The sequence below is a fragment of the Janthinobacterium sp. BJB304 genome (assembly GCF_002735765.1).
In the GTDB taxonomy this organism is placed as follows: Bacteria; Pseudomonadota; Gammaproteobacteria; order Burkholderiales; family Burkholderiaceae_D; genus Janthinobacterium.
On sequence record NZ_PDZN01000004.1, the window covers coordinates 150,717 to 172,108 of the forward strand.

23 protein-coding genes are annotated in these 21,392 nt (G+C 63.3%); 18 read left to right on the forward strand and 5 right to left on the reverse strand.

The features are described from left to right. The first annotated feature begins 30 nt into the window (after positions 1-30). Complete coding sequence (locus CSQ95_RS06355) at positions 31-1,032, forward strand: S49 family peptidase (RefSeq protein ID WP_099408900.1); 1,002 nt, start codon at positions 31-33, stop codon at positions 1,030-1,032. Between the two features lie 377 nt (positions 1,033-1,409). Here the strand turns inward: CSQ95_RS06355 and CSQ95_RS06360 are convergent, their stop codons facing one another. Beyond that, positions 1,410-1,799 (reverse strand): hypothetical protein, encoded by a 390-nt coding sequence (locus CSQ95_RS06360; protein ID WP_099408901.1) that lies wholly within the window; start codon positions 1,797-1,799, stop codon positions 1,410-1,412. A gap of 259 nt (positions 1,800-2,058) precedes the next feature. On the opposite strand from CSQ95_RS06360, the gene CSQ95_RS06365 reads away from it, so the two are divergent. The 11 genes from CSQ95_RS06365 (at position 2,059) to CSQ95_RS06415 (ending at position 13,603) form a co-directional block, all read left to right on the forward strand. After that, positions 2,059-2,769, forward strand: coding sequence for a pseudouridine synthase (locus CSQ95_RS06365; RefSeq protein ID WP_099408902.1), 711 nt, complete (start codon positions 2,059-2,061; stop codon positions 2,767-2,769). Positions 2,770-2,857: 88 nt separating this feature from the next. Beyond that, a complete protein-coding gene (locus CSQ95_RS06370) occupies positions 2,858-3,856 on the forward strand; it encodes a fumarylacetoacetate hydrolase family protein (RefSeq protein ID WP_099408903.1) in 999 nt (332 codons plus the stop codon). A 263-nt stretch (positions 3,857-4,119) separates the two neighbouring features. After that, complete coding sequence (gene flhB, locus CSQ95_RS06375; protein ID WP_070312136.1) at positions 4,120-5,313, forward strand: flagellar biosynthesis protein FlhB; 1,194 nt, start codon at positions 4,120-4,122, stop codon at positions 5,311-5,313. Continuing rightward, a complete protein-coding gene (gene flhA / locus CSQ95_RS06380) occupies positions 5,310-7,406 on the forward strand; it encodes a flagellar biosynthesis protein FlhA (protein WP_099408904.1) in 2,097 nt (698 codons plus the stop codon). The genes flhB and flhA overlap by 4 nt, the downstream gene beginning before the upstream one ends. Before the next feature lie 359 nt (positions 7,407-7,765). After that, complete coding sequence (gene flhF / locus CSQ95_RS06385) at positions 7,766-9,094, forward strand: flagellar biosynthesis protein FlhF (protein ID WP_070220172.1); 1,329 nt, start codon at positions 7,766-7,768, stop codon at positions 9,092-9,094. Further along, positions 9,087-9,950: an antiactivator of flagellar biosynthesis FleN protein gene (locus CSQ95_RS06390; protein ID WP_070220170.1), complete on the forward strand. Its 864-nt coding sequence runs from the start codon at positions 9,087-9,089 to the stop codon at positions 9,948-9,950. The genes flhF and CSQ95_RS06390 overlap by 8 nt, the downstream gene beginning before the upstream one ends. Before the next feature lie 45 nt (positions 9,951-9,995). Next, entirely contained in the window at positions 9,996-10,727 is a 732-nt protein-coding gene (locus CSQ95_RS06395) for an RNA polymerase sigma factor FliA (RefSeq protein ID WP_010400804.1), read from the forward strand. Further along, positions 10,709-11,455: a flagellar motor protein gene (locus CSQ95_RS06400; protein ID WP_046685945.1), complete on the forward strand. Its 747-nt coding sequence runs from the start codon at positions 10,709-10,711 to the stop codon at positions 11,453-11,455. Before CSQ95_RS06395 ends, CSQ95_RS06400 begins: the two co-directional genes overlap by 19 nt. Before the next feature lie 5 nt (positions 11,456-11,460). After that, on the forward strand, positions 11,461-12,249 hold the full coding sequence (motD, locus tag CSQ95_RS06405) for a flagellar motor protein MotD (RefSeq protein ID WP_070220198.1): 789 nt from the start codon (positions 11,461-11,463) through the stop codon (positions 12,247-12,249). Positions 12,250-12,311: 62 nt separating this feature from the next. After that, positions 12,312-12,674, forward strand: coding sequence for a translation initiation factor Sui1 (locus CSQ95_RS06410; RefSeq protein WP_099408905.1), 363 nt, complete (start codon positions 12,312-12,314; stop codon positions 12,672-12,674). 71 nt (positions 12,675-12,745) lie between these two features. Further along, positions 12,746-13,603: a hypothetical protein gene (locus tag CSQ95_RS06415; protein ID WP_099408906.1), complete on the forward strand. Its 858-nt coding sequence runs from the start codon at positions 12,746-12,748 to the stop codon at positions 13,601-13,603. A gap of 148 nt (positions 13,604-13,751) precedes the next feature. Here the strand turns inward: CSQ95_RS06415 and CSQ95_RS29615 are convergent, their stop codons facing one another. The 4 genes from CSQ95_RS29615 to flgA all read right to left on the reverse strand — a co-directional run bounded on the left by CSQ95_RS29615 (position 13,752) and on the right by flgA (position 16,338). After that, positions 13,752-14,315 carry an FxDxF family PEP-CTERM protein gene (locus CSQ95_RS29615; RefSeq protein WP_180278974.1) on the reverse strand — a complete coding sequence of 188 codons (564 nt, stop codon included), beginning with the start codon at positions 14,313-14,315 and terminating at the stop codon, positions 13,752-13,754. 431 nt (positions 14,316-14,746) lie between these two features. Continuing rightward, positions 14,747-15,214 (reverse strand): flagella synthesis protein FlgN, encoded by a 468-nt coding sequence (locus CSQ95_RS06425; protein ID WP_070220165.1) that lies wholly within the window; start codon positions 15,212-15,214, stop codon positions 14,747-14,749. 8 nt (positions 15,215-15,222) lie between these two features. Continuing rightward, the gene (gene flgM / locus CSQ95_RS06430) at positions 15,223-15,531 is read right to left on the reverse strand and encodes a flagellar biosynthesis anti-sigma factor FlgM (RefSeq protein ID WP_034754089.1); all 309 of its coding nucleotides are present in this window, start codon (positions 15,529-15,531) and stop codon (positions 15,223-15,225) included. Positions 15,532-15,642: 111 nt separating this feature from the next. Further along, entirely contained in the window at positions 15,643-16,338 is a 696-nt protein-coding gene (gene flgA / locus CSQ95_RS06435; protein WP_099408907.1) for a flagellar basal body P-ring formation chaperone FlgA, read from the reverse strand. A 190-nt stretch (positions 16,339-16,528) separates the two neighbouring features. Here flgA and flgB point away from each other — a divergent pair, with 190 nt between their 5' ends. The 6 genes from flgB to flgG all read left to right on the forward strand — a co-directional run bounded on the left by flgB (position 16,529) and on the right by flgG (position 21,375). Continuing rightward, entirely contained in the window at positions 16,529-16,981 is a 453-nt protein-coding gene (gene flgB / locus CSQ95_RS06440; RefSeq protein WP_070220161.1) for a flagellar basal body rod protein FlgB, read from the forward strand. A gap of 2 nt (positions 16,982-16,983) precedes the next feature. Next, positions 16,984-17,385, forward strand: coding sequence for a flagellar basal body rod protein FlgC (gene flgC, locus CSQ95_RS06445; protein WP_071075845.1), 402 nt, complete (start codon positions 16,984-16,986; stop codon positions 17,383-17,385). 15 nt (positions 17,386-17,400) lie between these two features. Next, complete coding sequence (locus CSQ95_RS06450; protein ID WP_099408908.1) at positions 17,401-18,099, forward strand: flagellar hook assembly protein FlgD; 699 nt, start codon at positions 17,401-17,403, stop codon at positions 18,097-18,099. A 54-nt stretch (positions 18,100-18,153) separates the two neighbouring features. Further along, positions 18,154-19,701: a flagellar hook protein FlgE gene (locus CSQ95_RS06455; protein WP_099408909.1), complete on the forward strand. Its 1,548-nt coding sequence runs from the start codon at positions 18,154-18,156 to the stop codon at positions 19,699-19,701. 75 nt (positions 19,702-19,776) lie between these two features. Then, on the forward strand, positions 19,777-20,520 hold the full coding sequence (locus tag CSQ95_RS06460; RefSeq protein ID WP_034787153.1) for a flagellar basal body rod protein FlgF: 744 nt from the start codon (positions 19,777-19,779) through the stop codon (positions 20,518-20,520). A 72-nt stretch (positions 20,521-20,592) separates the two neighbouring features. Further along, complete coding sequence (gene flgG / locus CSQ95_RS06465) at positions 20,593-21,375, forward strand: flagellar basal-body rod protein FlgG (protein ID WP_099408910.1); 783 nt, start codon at positions 20,593-20,595, stop codon at positions 21,373-21,375. The last annotated feature ends 17 nt before the right edge of the window (positions 21,376-21,392 follow it).

A 21,392-nucleotide genomic window follows, 5' to 3' on the forward strand; every position in this document is an offset into this window, starting at 1 on the left:
AGCATTATTGTAATTTAAACAAAGTGAACCATGAGCGAAAACACGAATGACAAGCTGGACAGCAGCGCGCCAGCCGCCGGCCACGGCGCCTCTGCGGGCAACTGGGAGCGCGACGTGCTGGAAAAGCTGGTATTTGCCACGTTGCAAGAGCAGCGCGCGCACCGCCGCTGGAGCATCTTTTTCAAGGTGTTCGGGCTGCTGATCGTGCTGTTTGCGCTGTGGGTGTTTTATGACTACAACACGGCCGACGACAGCGAAACCCTGGGCCGCCACACGGCCCTGATCGACATCAGCGGCGCCATCGAGTCCGAAGGCAGCGGTTCGGCCGCCGTCGTCATTCCCGCGCTGGACAAGGCGTTTTCCGATAGCGGCTCCGTGGCCGTGGTGCTGCATATTAATAGTCCGGGCGGCAGTCCCGTGCAGGCCGGCATGATCGTCGACGAGATGCAGCGCCTGCGCAAGGGCTATCCGGACAAGCCCTTGTATGTGGTGGTCGATGAAATGTGCGCCTCGGGCGGCTATTACATCGCCGCCGCCGCCGACCGCATCTACGTCAACAAGGCCAGCGTGGTCGGCTCGATCGGCGTGCTGATGGATGGCTTCGGCTTTACGGGCGTGATGGAAAAGGTGGGCGTCGAGCGGCGTTTGCTGACGGCGGGCGAGAACAAGGGCTTCATGGACCCGTTCAGCCCGCTGACGGAAAAACACAAGGCGTATGCGCAAGGCATGCTCAATGAAATCCATCAGCAATTCATCGAGGTGGTGCGCGCGGGACGGGGCAAGCGCCTGAAGGAAACGGCCGATACCTTCTCGGGCCTGTACTGGACGGGGGCGAAAGCCGTGGAAATGGGTCTGGCCGACGATTTCGGCACGGTCGACAGCGTGGCGCGCGACGTCGTCAAGGCGGAAGACATCGTCGACTACACGCAACATGAAGGTTTGCCGGAACGGGTGCTGAAGAAATTCGGCGCGGCCATGGGCGCGGGCGCCATGAAGGCGGCCGTGCAGCAGTCACAACCGGCGTTGCGCTGATGACATCACTCTTGGCTGGCAGGCAAGCCAGTCGAGAATGATTTTCAATAAGGGGGTAAATTGGCTTGAAAAAGGGGCTGCTTGGGCTATAGTGAAAGCGTAGTTCTTTTCAAGGAGGGGCGATATATCAACTATGTTGTCAGTACTAACTTGATTGGTAGGTCTTGGAACTACTCGCCGCATCGTAGATGTGGTTTTGAGTGAATTTACATTCCTCACTGAAGTCCCGATGGGGCTTGGGAACGGCGGCGCAATGCCGCCGTTCCCTTTTGTGCGTCGTCCGTGCCGGATGGACCGGTGTTGCCGGATCCTGTATCTGGGCGTGCTGGCAAGGCAGGCATGCGAGGGCTGGGCATGGCTGGTTGGATGGGCCGGTTTCAGACGGCGCAGCCGTTGCAGTGCGCGGGCACGCTGCTTGCCTGCCGGGTCGGCGTCGCGATGGTGCTGGCGTTGGTGCCGGAACTGATGTCAGGCGGCGTGTCCGCCATGGCGGGGGCGGTGTCGATTTCCGCGTTCGTGTTTTCGTCCGCATCCGCGTGCGCAAAACCTCCCAGTTCCAGCCAGCACATGAAATGGCATTGGGCCGCGGCATGCCAGTGCGTCTGGCTTGCTGGCGACGGCGTTGCGTCCCCGTCCTGCTGCGCAGGGGTGTTGCTCCAGCGCGCCACGCCGAGTCTGACCTTGTGCATGGCCGCCTGTTCCGCGGCGATGCGCGTGCGCATGTCGGCGATGCTGCCTTGTAAGGCGATGGTATCGGTATGCTTCATACAATGTCCTTGTGAGAGCAGTGGCGACTGCCACAATTCCTAAAGTAGGTTAGGCGGATTCCTAACGAAGTTTCAGTCTATCGATGCGATATTCCGAGCATTTGATATTGCTCAAAGGAATTGTCCATTTATATCGAAATCTCACCTTGTACTTCAGCTTATCTATGCCTGCGCAAGGCTGGTGCGCCCTTGGCGGCCTGGTGCCAACGCCAGGTGTCGCCGCTTCACGCTGCCAGCCGCTTCTGGTAAAGTCACGCCCATGAGTAAATTATCCCTAGACCGCATCCTGCAATCGCAGGGTTTTGGCACCCGTAAATATTGCCGTTCCCTTATCGAGGAAGGCGATGTCGTCATCGATGGCGTCACCCAGACCAATTACCGCACCACTGTCGAGACCGACGGCCTGGTGCTGCACGTGTTCGAAGAAGAGTGGGTGTACCGCGCCCACCTGTACCTGGCGCTGAACAAGCCCGCCAACTTCGAATGCTCGCGCAAACCCAGCCATCATCCCGGCGTGCTGACCCTGCTGCCGGAACAGTTCACCTGGCGCGAAGTCCAGCCCGTCGGCCGGCTCGACCACGATACGACGGGCATGCTGCTGATGTCCGACGATGGCCCGTTTATCCATGCACAATCGTCGCCGAAGCGTCACGTTCCGAAAATTTACCAGGCCACGACGCAGGAGCCCGTGACCGATGAACTGGTGGCCCTGCTGCTGGCCGGCGTGCAATTGCACGACGAACCGGCCCCGCTGGCCGCCCTCGTCTGCGTCAAGCGCGGCGAGCACCAGCTGGAAATCGTGCTCGAGCAAGGCAAGTACCACCAGGTCAAGCGCATGCTGGCCGCCGCCGGCAATCATTGCAGCGCGCTGCACCGTTCCGCCATCGGCAGCCTGACCCTGGAATCGCTGGGCATCGCGGAAGGCGAGTGGTGCTACCTGACGCCCGAGCAGATCGCTCTTCTCGCGTAAAACTCCTCTGACCGTCAAAGCCGGGAATGTCCCGGCTTTTTGGCGTCTTTAGCCTTCAATTGCCTGCATTTGACGAAGTTTTCCCTACATGAAATTAGCAACCCTGAACGATGGCACGCGCGATGGCCAGCTGGCCGTCGTCTCGCGCGACCTGAAAACGGCCCATCTGGCCGACGGCATCGCCTCGACCCTGCAAAAGGCGCTCGACGACTGGAGTTTCATCGCGCCCCAGCTGGACTTGCTGTACCAGACCATCAATAGCGGCCGCGGCCATCGCGCCTTCGAGTTCGATCCCGCCAACTGCATGGCGCCTTTGCCGCGCAGCAGTTTGCGCGTGGCCGGCGCTTCTTATCTGCAGCAGATCGAGCGGGCCTGCAAGGCCGCTGGCGTTGACGCACCCGCCAATCTGCGCGAATCGCCGCGCATGTACCAGGGCGCCAGCGACGATTTCCTCGGCGCCCATGACGACATCACCCTGGCGCACGAGCAGTGGGGTATCGATTACGAAGCGGGCATCGCCGCCATCACGGACGACGTGGCCATGGGCTCGACGCCCGACCAGGCGCACCTGAACATCAAGCTGTTGATGCTGGTCAACGACGTCACCCTGCGCAACCTGGCGCCGGACGAGCAGGCGAGCGGCTACGGCTTCCTGCAGGCGAAACCGGCGATGGCGTGCTCGCCCGTCGCCATCACGCCAGACGAGCTGGGCGACGCCTGGCGCGGCGGCAAGGTGCATTACGCCTTGCGTTGCAGCCTGAACGGCAAGTTGACGGGCCAGCCCCACGCGGGCGCCGACATGGCGTTCAATTACCCGCAATTGCTCGCCCATCTGTGCCAGACGCGCAACGCGCGCGCCGGCAGCGTGGTCAGCGCGGGCGGCATCGCCAACAAGGAGATCAAGAAGGGATTTTCCAGCATCGTTGAGCGACGTAACCAGGAGATGATCGCCGATGGCGTCGCCAGCACGCCGTACTTGCTGTTTGGTGATGTTGTTCGTTTGGAAATGCTGGGCGATGACGGCAAGTCCCTGTTTGGCGCCATCGAGCAGACCGTGAAACAGGCCGAAGCACGAAAAAATCGTTAGGAGCCCCGAGAAAATGGCCATGACTGCGTTGCAGCCCCTCGCCGTACTATTCGTACTGTCTTCGGGGCTGCGCCTTGTCCTGACCATTTTTCGGTCCCCTCTGAAATGGGCGCCTGGGGCGCCTTGTTTCATTCAGGCAAAGGAAAAGCAGGGGATTCGCCCCCCTTTTCCCTTGATGGCGTTGTGCTGATTGAACCGATAATGCGTCATGCCCAGTCCGTATTGCGCCTAGCCAGGCTGCAGGACTTCACCGGAGTTGATTGATGTCGGAAGACAGCGACGCAGAAAAGACCGAAGCCGCGTCACCGAAGCGCCTCGAGCAGGCGCGTGAGGAAGGCGACGTTCCGCGATCGCGTGAAGTGGCCACGTTTACGGTGTTGATGGCGTCCGGCTGCTGTCTGTGGTTTGCCGGCGACGCCATCGTGCGGCGGCTGACGGCTGTCATGGTTTCCGGGCTGACCCTGGACCGGGAGCAAATCCTCAATCCCGACGCGATGATGTTGCGCATCGGCTACGACGTGGGTTCCGTTCTGCTGACCTGCCTGCCGTACGCCGCGGCCATCATGCTCGTCGCCCTCGCGTCGCCCGTGCTGGTGGGCGGCTGGCTGTTCAGTTCCAAGGCGTTCACCCCCAATTTTGGCAAGCTCAACCCGATTCGCGGCCTGGGCAATATGTTTTCGAAGAATGCGCTGGTGGAGCTGCTCAAGGCCATCGCCAAGACCCTCGTCGTCGGCGTCGTCGCCTGGATGGTGATGCAGCATCAAAAGGATGCCGTGCTGGGCCTGTCGGTGGAATCCTTGCGCGCCGGTTCGGCCCATCTGATCAGTCTGCTGATCACGGCCTTCCTGCTGATCGTCGGCGCGCTGGGCTTGATCGCCGCCATCGATGGTCCGTACCAGATGTGGCACTACGCCAACAAGATGAAAATGTCCTTGCAGGAAGTCAAGCAAGAGGCGAAGGAGTCGGACGGCAATCCGCAAATCAAGGCGAAGATACGCCAGATGCAGCACGAAATGTCGCGCCGCCGCATGATGGCCGACGTGCCGACGGCCGACGTGGTGGTGACCAATCCTACCCACTACGCCGTGGCCTTGAAGTATGGCGAGAATTCGCGCGGCGCGCCGCAGGTGGTGGCCAAGGGCATCGACGAAGTGGCGGCGAAGATCCGCGAACTGGCGGGCGAACACAAGGTCGCCATCCTGGAAGCGCCCGCCCTGGCGCGCGCGCTGTACAAGCACACGGACATCGGCGACGAGATTCCCGAGGCGCTGTACGGCGCCGTGGCCGAAGTACTGGCCTACGTGTTCCAGCTGCGCAGCTACGGCAGCGGCCATGGCGAGCGCCCCGACAAGCCGAAAAAACTCGACGTGCCGCCCGAGCTCGACCCGCTCGACCCCGCATCGCAGACCAAACCCGCAGCAGACGCGGCAGACAAGAATAAAGGAAGCACACCATGAACGGCCTGACCATGCCAGCCTGGCTCAGCGGATTGAAAGGCAGCGCCAGCAAGGGTGTCGCCGCACCGATCATCATCATCATGCTGCTGGCGATGATGGTGTTGCCGCTGCCTGCCTTCATCCTCGACATTTTCTTCAGCTTTAATATCGCGCTGTCCATCATCGTGCTGCTGACGGCGCTGTACACGGTCAAGCCGCTCGACTTCATGGCGTTCCCGACCATCCTGCTTGTGTCGACCATGCTGCGCCTGTCGCTGAACGTGGCGTCCACGCGCGTCGTGCTGACGGAAGGCCATACGGGCGCCGACGCGGCCGGTAAAGTGATCGAAGCGTTCGGTCACTTCTTGATTGGCGGCAACTACACGGTCGGTATCGTGGTGTTTATCATTTTGACGATCATCAACTTTACCGTCGTGACCAAGGGTGCGGGCCGTATCGCCGAGGTGGGTGCCCGCTTCGCGCTGGACGCCATGCCGGGTAAGCAGATGGCCATCGATGCCGACCTGAACGCCGGCCTGATCGGCGAAGATGAAGCGCGCCGCCGCCGCACGGAAGTGGCGCAGGAAGCGGAATTCTACGGCGCCATGGACGGTGCCAGCAAATACGTGCGCGGCGACGCCATTGCCGGCATCATGGTCACCGTCATCAATATCGTCGGCGGCCTGCTGGTGGGCTTGCTGCAGCATGACATGGGCTTTGCCGATGCACTGAAAAACTACACCCTGCTGGCCATCGGTGACGGCCTGGTGGCGCAGATTCCTTCGCTGATCATTTCCACGGCGGCCGGTATCGTCGTCTCGCGCGTGGCCAGCGAACAGGACATCGGCACCCAGCTGGTGGGGCAATTGTTTGCAAAACCACAAGTGCTGTACATTACCGCCGGCATCATCGGTGGCATGGGCCTGATCCCCGGCATGCCGAACATGGTCTTCATCCTGCTGGCCTCGCTGCTGGCCGGCTCCGCGTATTTGATCAGCAAGAAACGCACGCAGGAAAAAGCGGCGGCCGAAAAGCCGGCCGAAGCGCCGCCAGCCACGGTGGCGCCCGAGCAGGAAGAAGCCAGCTGGCAAGACATCATGCCCGTCGACACCCTGGGCCTGGAAGTGGGCTACCGTTTGATCCCCCTGGTCGACAAGACGCAGGGCGGCGAATTGCTCAAGCGCATCAAAGGCATCCGCAAGAAATTTGCCCAGGAAGTGGGCTTTCTGGCGCCGCCCGTGCATATCCGCGACAACCTGGAATTGAAGCCGTCCGCCTACCGCATCACCCTCAAGGGCGTGGAAGTGGGCGTGGGCGAAGCGTTCAACGGCCAGTTCCTGGCGATCAATCCCGGCATGGCCAGCGGCACCTTGCCGGGCCTGGCCACGAGCGACCCCGCGTTCGGCTTGCCTGCCACCTGGATCGACGCCAGCCTGCGCGACCAGGCCCAATCGATGGGCTACACGGTCGTCGATGCGGGCACCGTGGTGGCCACGCACTTGAATCACCTGATCACCTCGCATGCGTCCGAGCTGCTGGGCCGCGCGGAAGTACAGTCGCTGCTCGACCACCTGGGCAAGGATGCGCCGCGCCTGGTGGAAGACCTGGTGCCGAAGATGCTGTCGCTGTCGACCCTGCAGAAAGTGCTGCAGAACCTGCTGGCCGAGGGCGTGCACATCCGCGACATGCGCACCATCATCGAAACCCTGGCCGAGCATACGGTCCATACGCAAGACCCGAACGACCTGACGGCGCTGGTGCGCGTCTCGCTGGGCCGCGCCATCGTGCAGCAGCTGTTCCCCGGTGCGGCCGAGTTGTCCGTGATGACCCTTGACAGCCGCCTGGAGCGCCTGCTGATGCAGGCGATGGGCAATGGCGGCGACGGCGCCGGCATCGAGCCGGGCCTGGCCGATACCATTGCCCACCAGGCGGGCCTGGCCGCGCAGCAGCAGGAAGCGCTGGGCCTGACGCCCGTGCTGCTGGTGCCGGCGCCGCTGCGCGCCCTGCTGTCGCGCTTCCTGCGCCGCGCCTTGCCGCAGCTCAAAGTGCTGTCGCATGCGGAAGTGCCGGAAACCAAGACGATCCGCGTTACGGCGCTGGTGGGGGCGCAGTAGTTGACATAGTTAATGCCGGGGTCAGACCCTCAACACCGCCAACATGAAGGTCATCGCCAACGTGCGAGGGGGACTCGGCGTCCCCGTCTGACCCCAGATGTCGTTAGCGTTAGTGGGGGTCTGACCCCAGCTTCTCGGCCCTTGCTTTTGGTCAAATAAACATCAATTTCCTGCCGGCAAACTGAATAACGGGTACTTTCCCGTCCTGTTCCTTCGATCATTTCCTGCAAGCATCGCTAATAATAGAAACTGTCCGGGTGATCTGTGTCCATGTGGAAGACAGCACCCAAGCAACAGGAGTCGATGATGGTCACACAGTTCAGCCAATATTGCGCCACCCCCGCCTTGGGAGGCCGGTCATGAATGTGAAGAAATTTACGGGCGCCTCGTCGCGCGATGCGCTGCGCAAGGTGCGCGAAGCATTGGGTCCCGACGCCGTGATCCTGTCGAACCGCCAGACCGATGGCGTGGTGGAAATCCTTGCGCTGGCCAATGACGATGCCGCTTCGCTGGCGTCGCCGCCGGCCGCGTCCGAAATGGCCCAGCCCCGTCCCCAGTTGCAGACCCAGTTCGCCACGCCGCAGCGTCCGGCCGCCCCGGCCCAGCGCCCGGCCGCGCCCCGTCCTGCCGCGCCGCGCCAGGCAGCCGGCGAGCCAGTGGACATGGCCCGCATGCAGCAGATGATGGCCAGCGCGCTGGCGCACGTCAAGGAAAACGCCGCCGCCGAGATGAGCGGCATGATGAATGAAATCCGCGCCATGCGCGGCATGATGGAAACCCAGCTGGCGGAAATTTCGTGGGGTTCGACGCAGCAGCGCGAGCCGCAAAAAGCCGTCGTGCTGCGCGAAATGCTGGCGGCCGGCTTCTCGGCCAGCCTGGCGCGCTACCTGATCGACAAGCTGCCCGCCGGCCTCGACGGCGCGCAAAGCATGCGCTGGATCAAGACCGTCCTGAGCCGCAACCTGAACACGGTCGCCAATGAAGACGCCATGCTGGAGCAGGGCGGCGTGTTCGCGCTGGTCGGCCCGACCGGTGTCGGCAAGACCACCAGCACGGCCAAGCTGGCGGCCCGCTGCGTGATGCGCCACGGCCCGGAAAAGCTGGCCCTGATCACCACGGACGCCTACCGTATCGGCGCGCACGAACAGCTGCGCATCTACGGCAAGATCCTCGGCGTGATGGTGCATTCGGTGAAGGACGAAGCGGACTTGCGCATCGCCCTGAAGGAACTCAAGAACAAGCACACGGTGCTGATCGATACCGTGGGCGTGAGCCAGCGCGACCAGATGGTGACGGAACAGGTGGCCATGCTGTCGGGCGCCGGCGCCGACGTGAAGCGTTTGCTGTGCCTGAACTCGACGGCGACGCAGGAAACGCTGAACGAAGTGGTGCGCGCCTACCAGGGCAGCGGCCTGGCCGGCTGCATCATGACCAAGCTCGATGAAGCGGCGTCGATCGGCAACGTGCTCGACGTGGTGATCCGCCAGAAGCTGAACCTGTTTTATGTGTCGAACGGCCAGCGCGTGCCGGAAGACCTGTACCTGGCCGACCGCGGCTACCTGATCGACCGCGCCTTCAAGCTCAAGCGCGACTCGGCGGCCACGCAGTTTTCCGACGCCGAACTGCCGCTCCTGATGGCGCAGGCGGCCGCCCGCAACAATGAAGCGCGCGGGGTGCACCTTGGCTAATTTCGATTTCGACCAGGCCGAGGGCTTGCGCCGCATGCTGGCCGGCCCGCAGCCGCGCGTCATGACGTTCCTCTCGGCCACGCCGCAGGACGACAAGGGCGCCATGCTGGTCAACCTGGGCGCTTCGCTCGCCTATGGCGGCAATGACGTGCTGCTGCTTGACGCCAGCGGCGGCAGCGATGGCGTGGCTGCACGGCTGGGACTGGCGCACGGCGCCAGCCTGCGCGACGTGGCGCGCCAGCAGTGCGGCCTGAACCAGGTCATCCATCAGGTGCCGCAAGGCTTCGGCGTGGCCAGCCTGGGCGCGCGCAACCACCTGATGGACAGCATGGACTATGCGGGCGAGGACGAACTGCGCCGCCTGGGCAAGACCTTCGAGGTGCTGGCGCGCCAGAGCGGCATCGTGCTGGTCGACGGCGTCGTGGCCGACGAGGGCGATTGCTTCCCCGTGCCCTTGATGGCCTCGTCGGATATCGTGGTGCAAGTGTCGACCAGCGCCACTTCGATCAAGGCGGCCTACTGCCTGATCAAGCGCCTGAGCCAGGAACTGGGACGCCGCCCGTTCGGCATTCTCGTCACGGGCGCTTCCGAATCCGAGGCAAAAGTGGTATACGATAATATGGCACAGGCGGCGAGCCGCTACCTGGCCGTGAAGCTGACCTCGATGGGTTCGGTGCCTGCCGATGAATATCTGCACCGCGCGGCGCGCCTGGGCCGCAGCGTGGTCGATGCGTTTCCGCTGGCGGGCGCCTCGGTGGCGTTTCGCGGACTGGCCGAGCGGCTGGCCCGTTCGGCGGCGCCGGTGCTTGGCGGCACCTTGTACCAGACGGGGAGCCCGCACCAGTTCAGCGCCTGAATCGAACCGCAGCACCAGATAAGATGAGAAAACAATAAGCAGCCTATGTACACGGTCAAAGGGAAATCGAACAAGGACTATTTGCTGACGGAGCACATTCCGCTGGTGAAGCGTCTGGCGCACCATATGAAGGCGAAATTGCCGCCTTCGGTCGAGGTCGATGACCTGATCCAGGCCGGCATGATCGGCCTGCTCGATGCCATAAGCCGCTATGAAGAGACGCATGGCGCGCAGTTCGAGACCTATGCCGTGCTGCGCATCCGCGGCGCCATGCTCGACGAATTGCGCACCAGCGACTGGCTGCCGCGCAGCATGCGCCAGAACATGCGCAAGATCGAAGAGGCGATGAGCACCTTGCAGCAGCGCCTCGGCCATCCGCCGACGGAATCGGAAGTGGCGAAGCTGCTCAAGATGTCGCTGGCCGACTACCAGGAAATGCTGGGCGACGGCGGCGGCCACCAGCTCGTGTATTACGAAGACTTTCATGACCCGGACGGCAATGACAGCTTCCTCGACCGCCACTGCGTGGACGAGGACAGCGACCCCTTGCGTTCCCTGCTCGATACCGATTTCCGGCAATCCGTGATCGATGCCATCGACGCGCTGCCACCACGCGAGAAAATACTCATGGGCCTGTATTACGAAGAAGAGCTGAACCTGAAGGAGATCGGCGCGGTGATGGGCGTATCCGAATCGCGTGTCTCGCAGCTGCATACCCAGGCCGTCGCGCGCCTGCGCGCAACCTTGAGGGAGCAGGCGTGGACTGGTCCAGCGTAATCGGGCTGGCGCTGGCGCTGGCGGGCCTGCTGGTCGGCCAGGCACTGGAAGGCGGCAAGATGGCCTCCCTGCTGCAGCCGGCCGCCTTCGCCATCGTCATCATCGGCACCTTCGGCGCCGTGCTGCTGCAGACGCGGTTGCGCACCTTCGTGCGCGGCCTGGAAATGCTGCGCTGGGTCTTCCTGCCGCCCGCCGACACGCGCGCCGCGCTGGCGCGCGACATCGGTCAATGGAGCCTGACGGCGCGCCGCGACGGCCCGCTGGCGCTCGAGCGGCTGATGGAAAACACGGCTGATCGCTTCAACGCCAAGGGCTTGCGCATGATCGTCGACGGCATCGCGCCCGACAAGCTGCGCCAGCTGCTCGACGTGGAAATTTCCGCCTACGAAATGGCCGAGCGCCAGGCCGTCAAGGTGTGGGAATCGGCGGCCGGCTATTCTCCCACCATCGGCATCCTGGGCGCCGTGCTGGGCCTGATCCACGTGATGGAAAACCTCACCGACCCGAGCAAACTGGGCAGCGGCATCGCCGTGGCTTTTGTTTCCACCATCTATGGCGTGGGCCTGGCCAATCTGCTGTTCCTGCCGGTGGCGAACAAGCTCAAGGCCATCGTCTCGCGCCGCGTGCTGCAGTATGAAATCACGGCCGCCGTGCTGTACGACATCGCCACGGGCGACCATACGCGCATCATCGAAGAGCGCGTGTCCAGCCTGCTGCACGAGCACTGATCATGATGCGGCGCGCGCGCAGGAAGTATGACGAGGAACCGGACAACCAGGACCGCTGGCTGATTTCGTACGCCGACTTCATCACTTTGTTGTTCGCGTTCTTCGTCGTGATGTACGCGATTTCGCAAGTCAACGAAGGCAAGTACCGCGTCTTCCAGAATGCCATCGGCCAGGCCTTCAGCCTGGAAAAGGGCGCGCCGCCCATCATCATGGAAGCGCCGCAGGCGATCCCGTTGCCGAATCCCGCCCTGAAACGCCGCACGGAAGCGATCCGCCGCGAGCGCGAACACATGACGCGCCTGGCGCAGGACCTCACGTCCACCTTGGCGCCGCTGGTCAAGGAAGGCAAGGTGCGGGTCACGCAGACGAGCCGCGGCGTGAGCGTGGAAATCAATGCCAGCGTGCTGTTCGACCCGGGCGCGGCGCGCCTGACGGCGGAATCGGACCAGGCCCTGCGCGCCGTCGCCGTGCTGCTCAAGGATGACACGCACGACGTGCAGGTGGAAGGGCATACGGACGTGCAGCCGATCAGCAATTCCAATTTTGCCTCGAACTGGGAATTGTCGGCCGCGCGCGCCAGCGCCGTGGTGCGCCTGTTCATCGCCAGCGGCGTGCAGGCGTCGCGCCTGACGGCGGTGGGCCACGCCGACAATATCCCGGTGGCGCCCAACGAAACCCCGGAAGGGCGCGCGCGCAACCGCCGGGTCGCCGTGACGATCCTCTCGGGCATCCCGGAAACGGTGACGGAAGTGCCGACGGCGCCTGTGGCGCCGGCACCGGTTCCCGCCAACTGAACGCCGCCGCTTGCTACAAGCGCGGCCATCTTTCTTTTATTTCTACCTATTATCTCTCCATCATGAAAAGCAGCTCCCTGGGCGGTCTCGTCTATTCCACTGAAACGGGCCGCATGTGTCCCGCCTGCCGCCAGCCGCTGGCGCAATGCGCGTGCAAGGCGCAAGCCAAGACGGCGCCGGCGGGCGATGGCGTGGTGCGCGTGTCGCGCCAGACCAAGGGCCGCGGCGGCAAGAGCGTGACCGTGGTCAAGGGCTTGGCGCTGGACGCCATCGCGCTGGCCCTGCTGGGCAAGCAGCTGCGCACGCAATGCGGCTCGGGCGGCACGGTCAAGGATGGCGTGATCGAAGTGCAGGGCGACCATGTCGAAACGGTGATGGCGGCGCTGGCCAAGCTGGGCCACCAGCCGAAAAAGGCCGGCGGCTGAGCGTGCGGAGGCGTGCGGCCTGCTGCCGTGCGCCTGTGGTAACGTGCATTTCCTTTTATGCGCCACCTCATATGAACAGCAAACTGAGCGGTATTGCCATCGCCGCTGCCATCACGGCAGTGCTGGCGCTCGTATACTGGCCCGCACCCGATGGCGGCGCGCCGGACACTGGCGCCACCGCTGCCGCCAGCGCGCCGGCGGGACGCAGCCTGGCGTCGTATTTGAATATCGACGCCACCTCGGTCGCCGATGCCGCGCCCGTTGTCGTGTCCCTGGCACAGCGGCTCGAACGCCTGGGCGCCAGCGGCAAGCCGGAGGACGCGTATGCGGCCTACAACCTGATCGACGACTGCATCGTCTTCCAGCGCGAAAACCGCTTGCCGGGGATGGAATTCGAGTTGGGGCGCGAGATGACGGTGGAAGAAAAAACCGCCCAGCAGCAGCTGTGCGCGGGTCTGACGCAGCGCCAGCGCGAGGACCGCCTCGGCTACCTGGCCACTGCCGCGCAAGGCGGCGTACCGGGCGCGGCTACCCTGTTCCTGTCGGAAGGCCCGTTCGGCGACCGCAGCGCGCTGCGCAACCGTCCCGATGATCCGCTGGTGCAGGCATGGAAGCGGCAAGCCATCGCCCAGCTGACGGCGCAGGCGGATGAGGCGGAACTGACCAGCGTGTCGACCCTGATGATGGCCTACCTGCGCGATGGCGATGTGGTGCAGAAAGACGCGCCGCAAGCGTATGGCTACCTGCTGGCCCTGCGCATGGTCTACGACGACATCCTCACGCCCGGCACCACCAATCCCTACCAGGACAGCTACTGGCACTGGCTGCAAAATGAGTTGACACCCGAGCAGCAGGCCGCCGCCCTGATCAAGGCGAATGGCATCGCCGCGAAATTCCGTCAGCATACGGGCCGGCCCACGCACGGTTGAGTGCGTAGACCAGCCCCTGCATAGGCTGGCCCGTGCATAAGCCAGTCCGTGCATAGGCCAGTCCGTGCATGGCCAGTCCGTGCATGGCGTCGCCGCACCGGCGCCAGGTCTGCCAGCTACGGCAGTGCTTGCAGGCACCGGGTGCGGGTCAGGCAGCCGTCTTGCGGCGCCGTACGCTATACCCGATCAGACCCAGTCCCGCCAGCAGCATGCCGTAGGTTTCCGGTTCGGGCACGGCCGTGGTGATGGAAATGTCCAGCACGGAATCACGCACGCCGAGGCCCGTCGCCACCAGGGTGTAGGTGCCTGCTCCCAGCAGTCCGCTGAAGGTGGAATGGGCGAAGCTGCCCAGTACGCCGGTGAACGTATCCGATTGCACCAGGTTGTTGCTGGAGTCGAACAAGTCGATGTTGACGCCAGTCAGGCGGGGACCGAATTCGCTGGCGCCCGTGACCAGCCAGGCGGCGTTGCCCGTGAACGATTGCACGCCGCTGCCGACCGTAAACGTGGTTGTTTGCAGCAGCGAGCCGCGCTCCGTCGTGAAGGTGTCGACGAACAAGGTGTCTTGCGCCAGCAGCGGCGTGGCCACCACGGCCGTCGATACGAGATGGTTGTAGAACACGGCTTGCGTCTCGGCCTGCGCGGCTGGCGCCAGCAGGGTGCAGCCGAGCAGCAGCGCCGCGCCAGCCTTGGTTACTGAGAGAGAGTTCATATCATGCTCCTGTGTACTTGCAGTTGAAGTGGTGTGCGTCATGGCGCAGCGCAAAAGCGCAAGCCGGACGCGTGCAATGGATTAGCTATGCCTGCGGGAACGATGTTCGTGTCGGCGAGGAAAGTCCCACCATGTATTGGTGCGGCGTATGCTAGGGATTAGCATATAGTCATCATTCCCCTCAAGTTTGAGCGTGCTCAAATGTGTGGGCGTGAAGGGGGGGGGGGCGCTGTTGTTTTGGCGTGCGGCGTTGTGGAGGGAATGCGGGCATGCCGGCTCTGCCGCAGCCTCCCTGGAGGGGCGCCGCGGCGGTGATGTGCAGGATGGTCGTGGTATGGGGCCGCTGTTCGGGACGGCGTCAGGCGTGCAGCAATGGCTTATTGCTGTGCCTGTCGCTGCTGTTGCCTGCGCTGGGGGAAGACGGGAGGCGCTTAGCCGATGACGACGCGCCGGCTGGCCGTGTTTGCCATCGGTTGGCCGCTGGGGCCGTAGAAATTGCCGCTTTGGGCAGTGGGGCGCATGGCGTTCAGGGCGCCTTGCGTGTGCAGCATGTGTTTGTTGACCAGCAGACTGTTCAGCCGGTTCTGTTCCTTCGCTTCGCGCGTCGTCTCGAGCAGGGCTTTCCACAGGGGCGCCGCCTCGGCGTCGCTGGTGCTGACCAGCCAGTCTTCCATGCCCGCTTCGGCGGCCGTGAAGCCGGCCGCCGCCAGCGCCTGGTGGCGTTGCGCCGCCAGCTGGCTCAATTGCCCGACGAGCGCCGTCTTGCGGGCCGTGAGCTCCGTGATTGCATCGATGTCAGCCGCAACCAGATGCCGCTGTTCTTCTTTCATCAATGCCAGCAATGTGGTCATGAGCTGTTGCTCGTCGCGCAGGCTGGAAAACGGAGTCACTGATTGCATGAGGTAACCTATCTATTTCGTGAGTGCAGCAAGTCCTTGACCGTGTCGAGGAGACCGTCCGCCACTTTTTCAGAGTTGACCTGGAACTGGCCGTCGGCGATCGCCAGCTTGATGCGTTCGACTTTCTTCGTGTCGAACACGGCGCCGCTGCCGGCAGTTGCACTGGCCGCTAATGCCTGTCCTTGCGGCGACAGGCGTACATTGTCCGACGTTGTCGGTGTTGCCTGGGCTTTCTCGGCATTCCGGGCGCCCGAGGTATTCGCAGGCGCCACCGGCAGGCCGGGATTGCTTTTAATGGTGTTATCGGTAATTTTCACAGCGTGATCCTCGTCTGGTCGAAGTCAAAAAACTCCGGGATATGACTTCTTATCGGCATCTTATCCAGGAACTTTAGTGCGCCAGACTACAATATCGCTATCCATCCGCGTTCAGAACGCCACCTCCACCATGCCGCCAGCCCGCGCCACGCCGCTGATCTGCTGGCCGCTCTGCGTGCGTACCTGTACCGTCTGACCGTCGCCGGCGCTGCCGATGGCGCGTCCTTCTGATGCCACTTGGAAACCGTTGCCGCTGGAAACAACGCGCACCAGCTGGCCCTGCATCACCACCGGCTTGCGGCGCAGGGTGTCGAGGCGCATCGGCGTGCCTGGCGGCAAGGAAATATTCGTGCTGGCGCCCACGACCTGGGCCATGTCTGTGGCGATGCCTGCCGGCAATGCTGCCAGGTCGCCCTGCATCGTCACCAGCTGGCTGGCATCGATGGCTTGCCCTTGCGCCAGCGGCACGGCGCTGGCCACATAGTCGCCCACGACGGCCACGTTCGCCTGCAGATAGATGGTCCAGTTGGCGGGGGCCGTGCAGCGCACGCCCACGGTCGTCTTGCCCCAGGCGCGCGCGCCTGGCGCCATGAAGGCTTGCGGCGCTGGGCAGGCGGCCAGGTTCAGGCGCGGATCGACGGCGCCGACGGTGACCGTCACCTTGCCCGGCAAGCCGTTGCTTTGCACTTGCAGGAATTGTTCCACGCTGTTGCGCAGCGCTTCCGGCGTCTGCCGGCCGGCGTTTTGCGCCTGCGCCAGCAGTGGCAGGGCGGCAAGAGCGAAGAAGAAAGCAAGCGGTGTTTTCATGGTATAGGCCTCTGGAATAGTGCCATGATAGTGGGCGCCGCTCCGTTTGAAGCGACGATTAAGGGGTAAAAGTACGGTCTGATCCGACGATGGTCTTGCCGGCGGGCGCCGTACTATGTTTCCTGTCATCACTATACCGCCATCCTTCCGCCATCTCAGGCGCCAGTGGCAGATCTTTCCGGAGCCTGACATGATAGGGAAACTCGACGATTACATGCGCTTCAACGAGACGGCGCTGAGCCTGCGCTCGACGCGCCAGGAATTGCTCGCCTCGAATATCGCCAATGCCGACACGCCCAACTACAAGGCACGCGACGTCGATTTCGCCAGCGCGCTGAAGGGGGCGATGGCGCGCAAGGATGGCGTGCAGCCGGCCCTGAAGGGCACGGCGCCGCAGCATATGCCGGGCAAGGGCGTCGCCGCCGCCGTGGGTGGCAGCACGGGCGGCAAGGTCGAGACCCTGGCCGACGGCACGCCGCTGCTGTACCGCGCGCCGGCTCAGGGCGCCGTCGATGGCAACACGGTCGACATGGACCTCGAGCGCAATGCCTTTGCCGATAACGCCATCCGCTACGAGGCGGCCGTAACGTTCCTCAACTCGCAGATCAAGGGCATGCTGACGGCCATCCAGGGAGGACAATAATCATGTCGCTATTTAATATTTTCAATGTTTCCGGTTCAGCCATGAGCGCCCAGGCGCAGCGCCTCAACACGGTGGCCAGCAACCTGGCCAATGCCGACAGCGCCACCAGCGCCACGGGCGAAGCCTACCGCGCCAAGCAGGTGGTGTTCGAAGCCGTGCCCATGGCCAACGGCGCCACGGCCGTCAAGGTGCAGAAGGTGATCGAAGATCCGTCGCCGATGAAGCTGGTCTACGACCCGAAGAATCCGCTGGCCGACGAGAAGGGCTACGTCACCATGCCCAACGTGAATACGGTCGACGAGATGGTCAACATGCTGTCGGCCTCGCGCTCGTACCAGACCAACGTGGAAACCATGAACGCGGCCAAGTCGCTGCTCCTGAAAACCCTCACCCTTGGCCAATAAGGCTGACTGATCATTATGGCAACCATCGATACCAGCACCGCCACCGTCACCGACCTGATGGCGACAATGAATCCGAAGAAGACGACGGCCGCGAAAGGCAGCGTCGAGGAAGAAACGAACAAATTCCTGACCCTGCTGGTGACCCAGCTGCAAAACCAGGATCCGATGAACCCGCTGGACAATGCGCAGCTGACCAGCCAGTTGGCCCAGCTGTCCACGGTGACGGGCGTCAACAAGCTCAATACCACGCTGGAAACGCTCAAGACCAGCTACCAGCAAGCCGAATCCATGCAGGCGGCCAATATCATCGGCCATGGCGTCTTGACTGCAGGCAAGAGCATTAACCTGAGCAAGAGCGCAGCCCTGCTGGGCGTGGACCTGGCGACGCCGGCCGACAAGGTCAAGGTCATCATCTACAACAGTGCGGGCAAGGAAGTCCATTCCATCGACCTGGGCCCGCAGGACGCGGGCACCTTGCCGCTGGGCTGGAACGGCTCCACGGCCGAGCTCGACAAGGACGGCAAGCCGGTCGTGCTCGCCGACGGCGCGTACTCCTTCACGGTGGAAGCCACGCGCGGCGGCGCCAAGCTCACGGATGCGACGGCGCTGATGTTCGGTTCGGTCGCCAGCGTGTCGACGGGCGCCGGCGGCGTGAAGTTGAATGTGCCGGGCGTGGGCAGTATCACCATGGCCGATGTAAAACAGATTTTGTAAGCCGCTCATTTGTAGCGTAGACCCTCTACCCCTAATTTCTACCAGGAGAACACAATGTCTTTCCAACAAGGCCTGAGCGGCTTGAACGGCGCCGCCAAATCGCTGGACGTCATCGGTAACAACATCGCCAACTCGGCCACCGTGGGTTTCAAGCAATCGCAGGCGCAGTTCGCCGACATCTATGCCAACTCGCTGTATGGCGTGGGCGGCAACCAGCCCGGTATCGGCGTGTCCGTGTCGCAGGTGGCGCAGTTGTTCAACCAGGGTAATCTGGAAAGTTCGTCCAATCCGCTCGACATCGCCATCAATGGCGGCGGTTTCTTCCGCACCAGCGTGAACGGCGCCATCCAGTATTCGCGCAACGGCCAGTTCCAAGTCGACAAGAGCGGCTTCATCATCAATGCGCAGAAAGCCCAGCTGACGGGTTATCCGGCCGATGCGAACGGCAAGATCCTGGCCGGCGCCACCGTGCCGCTGCAGATCGACCCGTCCGACATGGCGCCGCAGGCCACCACCAAGGTCGATACCCAGATCAACCTCGATTCCAAATCGGCCATGCCGACCGTGGTGCCGTTCACCGTGGGCGAGCAAAAGTCGTGGACCCAGCAATTCCCCGTGCCGGTCTTCGACTCGCTGGGCAATGCGCACACCATGTCCAATTTCTACGTCAAGACGGGCACCAATACCTGGGATGTCTACTCGGCCACTGACGGCAAGGAAATCACCAGCGCGAAAGTGGCATCTGCAGCGCAGACCGATGCCGCCTCGGTGGCAGCGCGCGCCGCCTACCAGGCCGCCGTCACGGCCGTGCCGCTGGTGCCCGCCAATATCACGGCCGCCGCCGTCGCCTATGGCAATGCGGCCGGCGCCGCCGTGCGCACCGCCGCCGCAGCGGCCGGCGCCAGCCCGGCCCAGCTGGCCGCCATCAGCGCCACCTATGGCAGCGCCGTGCCCAACGGCGTCAATTCCAGCCTCACGCCGGACCAGATCGACGCCAATATCTCCTCGGTGACGGAAGTGCCCGCCGTGAAGTCGGCTTCGCTGGTGTTCAACAGCGTCGGCAGCCTGGACAAGGCAGCCATGCTGGCACTGACGCCGCCGCAAACCTTGCCGGTAACGGTGAACCTGCCCGTCTTCCCCGCCACGGGCGCGAACGCGAACCTGGCGATCAAGGTCGACTTCACCAATTCGACCCAGCTCAGTTCGTCCACCAGCGAAAAGCGCACCGTGGCCGATGGCTACGCGGCCGGCCAGCTGAGCCGTTTCGTCGTGGGTTCCGATGGCGTGATCCAGGGCCAGTACAACAATGGCAAGACGCGCGACCTGGGCCAGGTGGTGCTGACCAAATTTGCCAATCCGAATGGCCTCGAACCGCTGGGCAACAATGCCTGGGCGGAAAGCTCGGTCTCGGGCAGTCCTATGACGGGTTCGCCGAGCTCGGGCGGCCTGGGCGACTTGCGCGCCTCGGCGGTGGAAGTGTCGAACGTGGACCTGACGGCGGAACTGGTCAACATGATCACGGCCCAGCGCGCCTACCAGGCGAATGCGCAGACCATCAAGACGCAGGATTCCGTCTTGCAAACACTCGTCAACCTGCGTTAATAGTACCGGGGTCAGGCCCGCCGGGTCTGCCCCCAGCTTTCTGCCTTGGGTTGAAGGCAACAGGAGAAATAAAAAATGGACCGTCTCATCTACACCGCCGGCTCCGGCGCCAAGCACATCCTGGACAAGCAGGCGACCACGGCGAACAACCTGGCGAACGCCACCAGCACGGGTTTCCGGGCTCAGCTCGACTCGTTCCGCGCCGTGCCCGTGGTGGCCGATGGCATGATGCCGACGCGCGCCTTCGTCGTCGATTCGACGGTCGGTTCCGACTTCACGCAAGGCCCGATGCAGCACACGGGCCGCGCGCTCGACGTGGCCGTGGAAAACGGCGGCTGGATCGCGGTGCAGTCGGCCGACGGTTCCGAAGCCTACACGCGCAACGGCGCCCTGAAGCTCAATGAAAACGGCATGCTGCAGACGCAGTCGGGCCTGATGGTGCAGGGCGATACGGGCCCCATGGCCATTCCGCCCGGCGTGACGGTGGCCATCGCCAGCGACGGTACGGTGGGCACGATATCCACGGACGTGCCGCCAGGCCCGTCGACGGTGCTGGGACGCATCAAGCTGGTCAACCCGCCCGAGCAGCAACTGGTGCGCGGCGACGACGGCCTGTTCCGTCTGAAGGATGGCACGGTGGCGCAGGCCGACCAGGCCGTCAAGTTGACCACCGGTGCCCTGGAAGGCAGCAATGTCAGCCCCGTCGACTCCATGGTCAGCATGATCGCCCTGGCGCGCCAGTTCGAAACGCAAATGAGCTTGTTGAAGAATGCCGAGAATAACGCGGCGAAAGCCACCCAGATCCTCGCTTTGAATTGATGGGGACCACCGCATAATGGTCACATAGAAATAGTCTACAGGGCTGACCAGCGCTGTTATTGGAGAAAAATTATGATTCGTTCCCTTTGGATAGCCAAGACCGGCCTGGAAGCGCAGCAGACGCAGATGGACGTGATCGCCAATAACCTGGCCAACGTCAGCACCACGGGCTTCAAGAAGTCGCGCGCCGTGTTTGAAGACTTGCTGTATCAAAATGTGCGCCAGCCGGGCGCGCAATCGTCGCAGCAGACCCAGCTGCCATCGGGCTTGCAGATCGGCACGGGCGTACGCACCGTGGCTACTGAACGCATCCATACGCAGGGCAATCCCCAGGCGTCGGGCAATTCACGCGATGTGATGGTCAACGGCACGGGCTTTTTCCAGGTGCTGCTGCCGGACGGCGCCACCGCCTACACGCGTGACGGCTCCTTCCAGACCGATTCCAACGGCCAGCTCGTCACTTCCGAAGGTTTTGTCATCCAGCCCGCCATCACCGTGCCGACCAATGCGCTGAGCCTGACCGTGGCGCGCGACGGCACCGTCTCCGTCACCTTGCCCGACACTGTTGCGCCATCGCAAATCGGCTCGCTGCAGCTGACCACCTTCGTCAATCCGGCCGGCCTGGAATCGAAGGGCGAAAACCTGTACATGGAAACGGGCGCCTCCGGCGTGGCGCAGACCAACACCCCGGGCACCAACGGCGCCGGTGTGCTGATGCAGGGCTATATCGAAACGTCGAACGTCAACGTGGCCGAGGAAATGGTCAACATGATCCAGACGCAGCGCGCTTACGAGATCAACAGCAAGGCAATCACCACGTCCGATCAAATGCTGCAGAAATTGTCGCAACTTTAATTTTCATAGTCGTCATG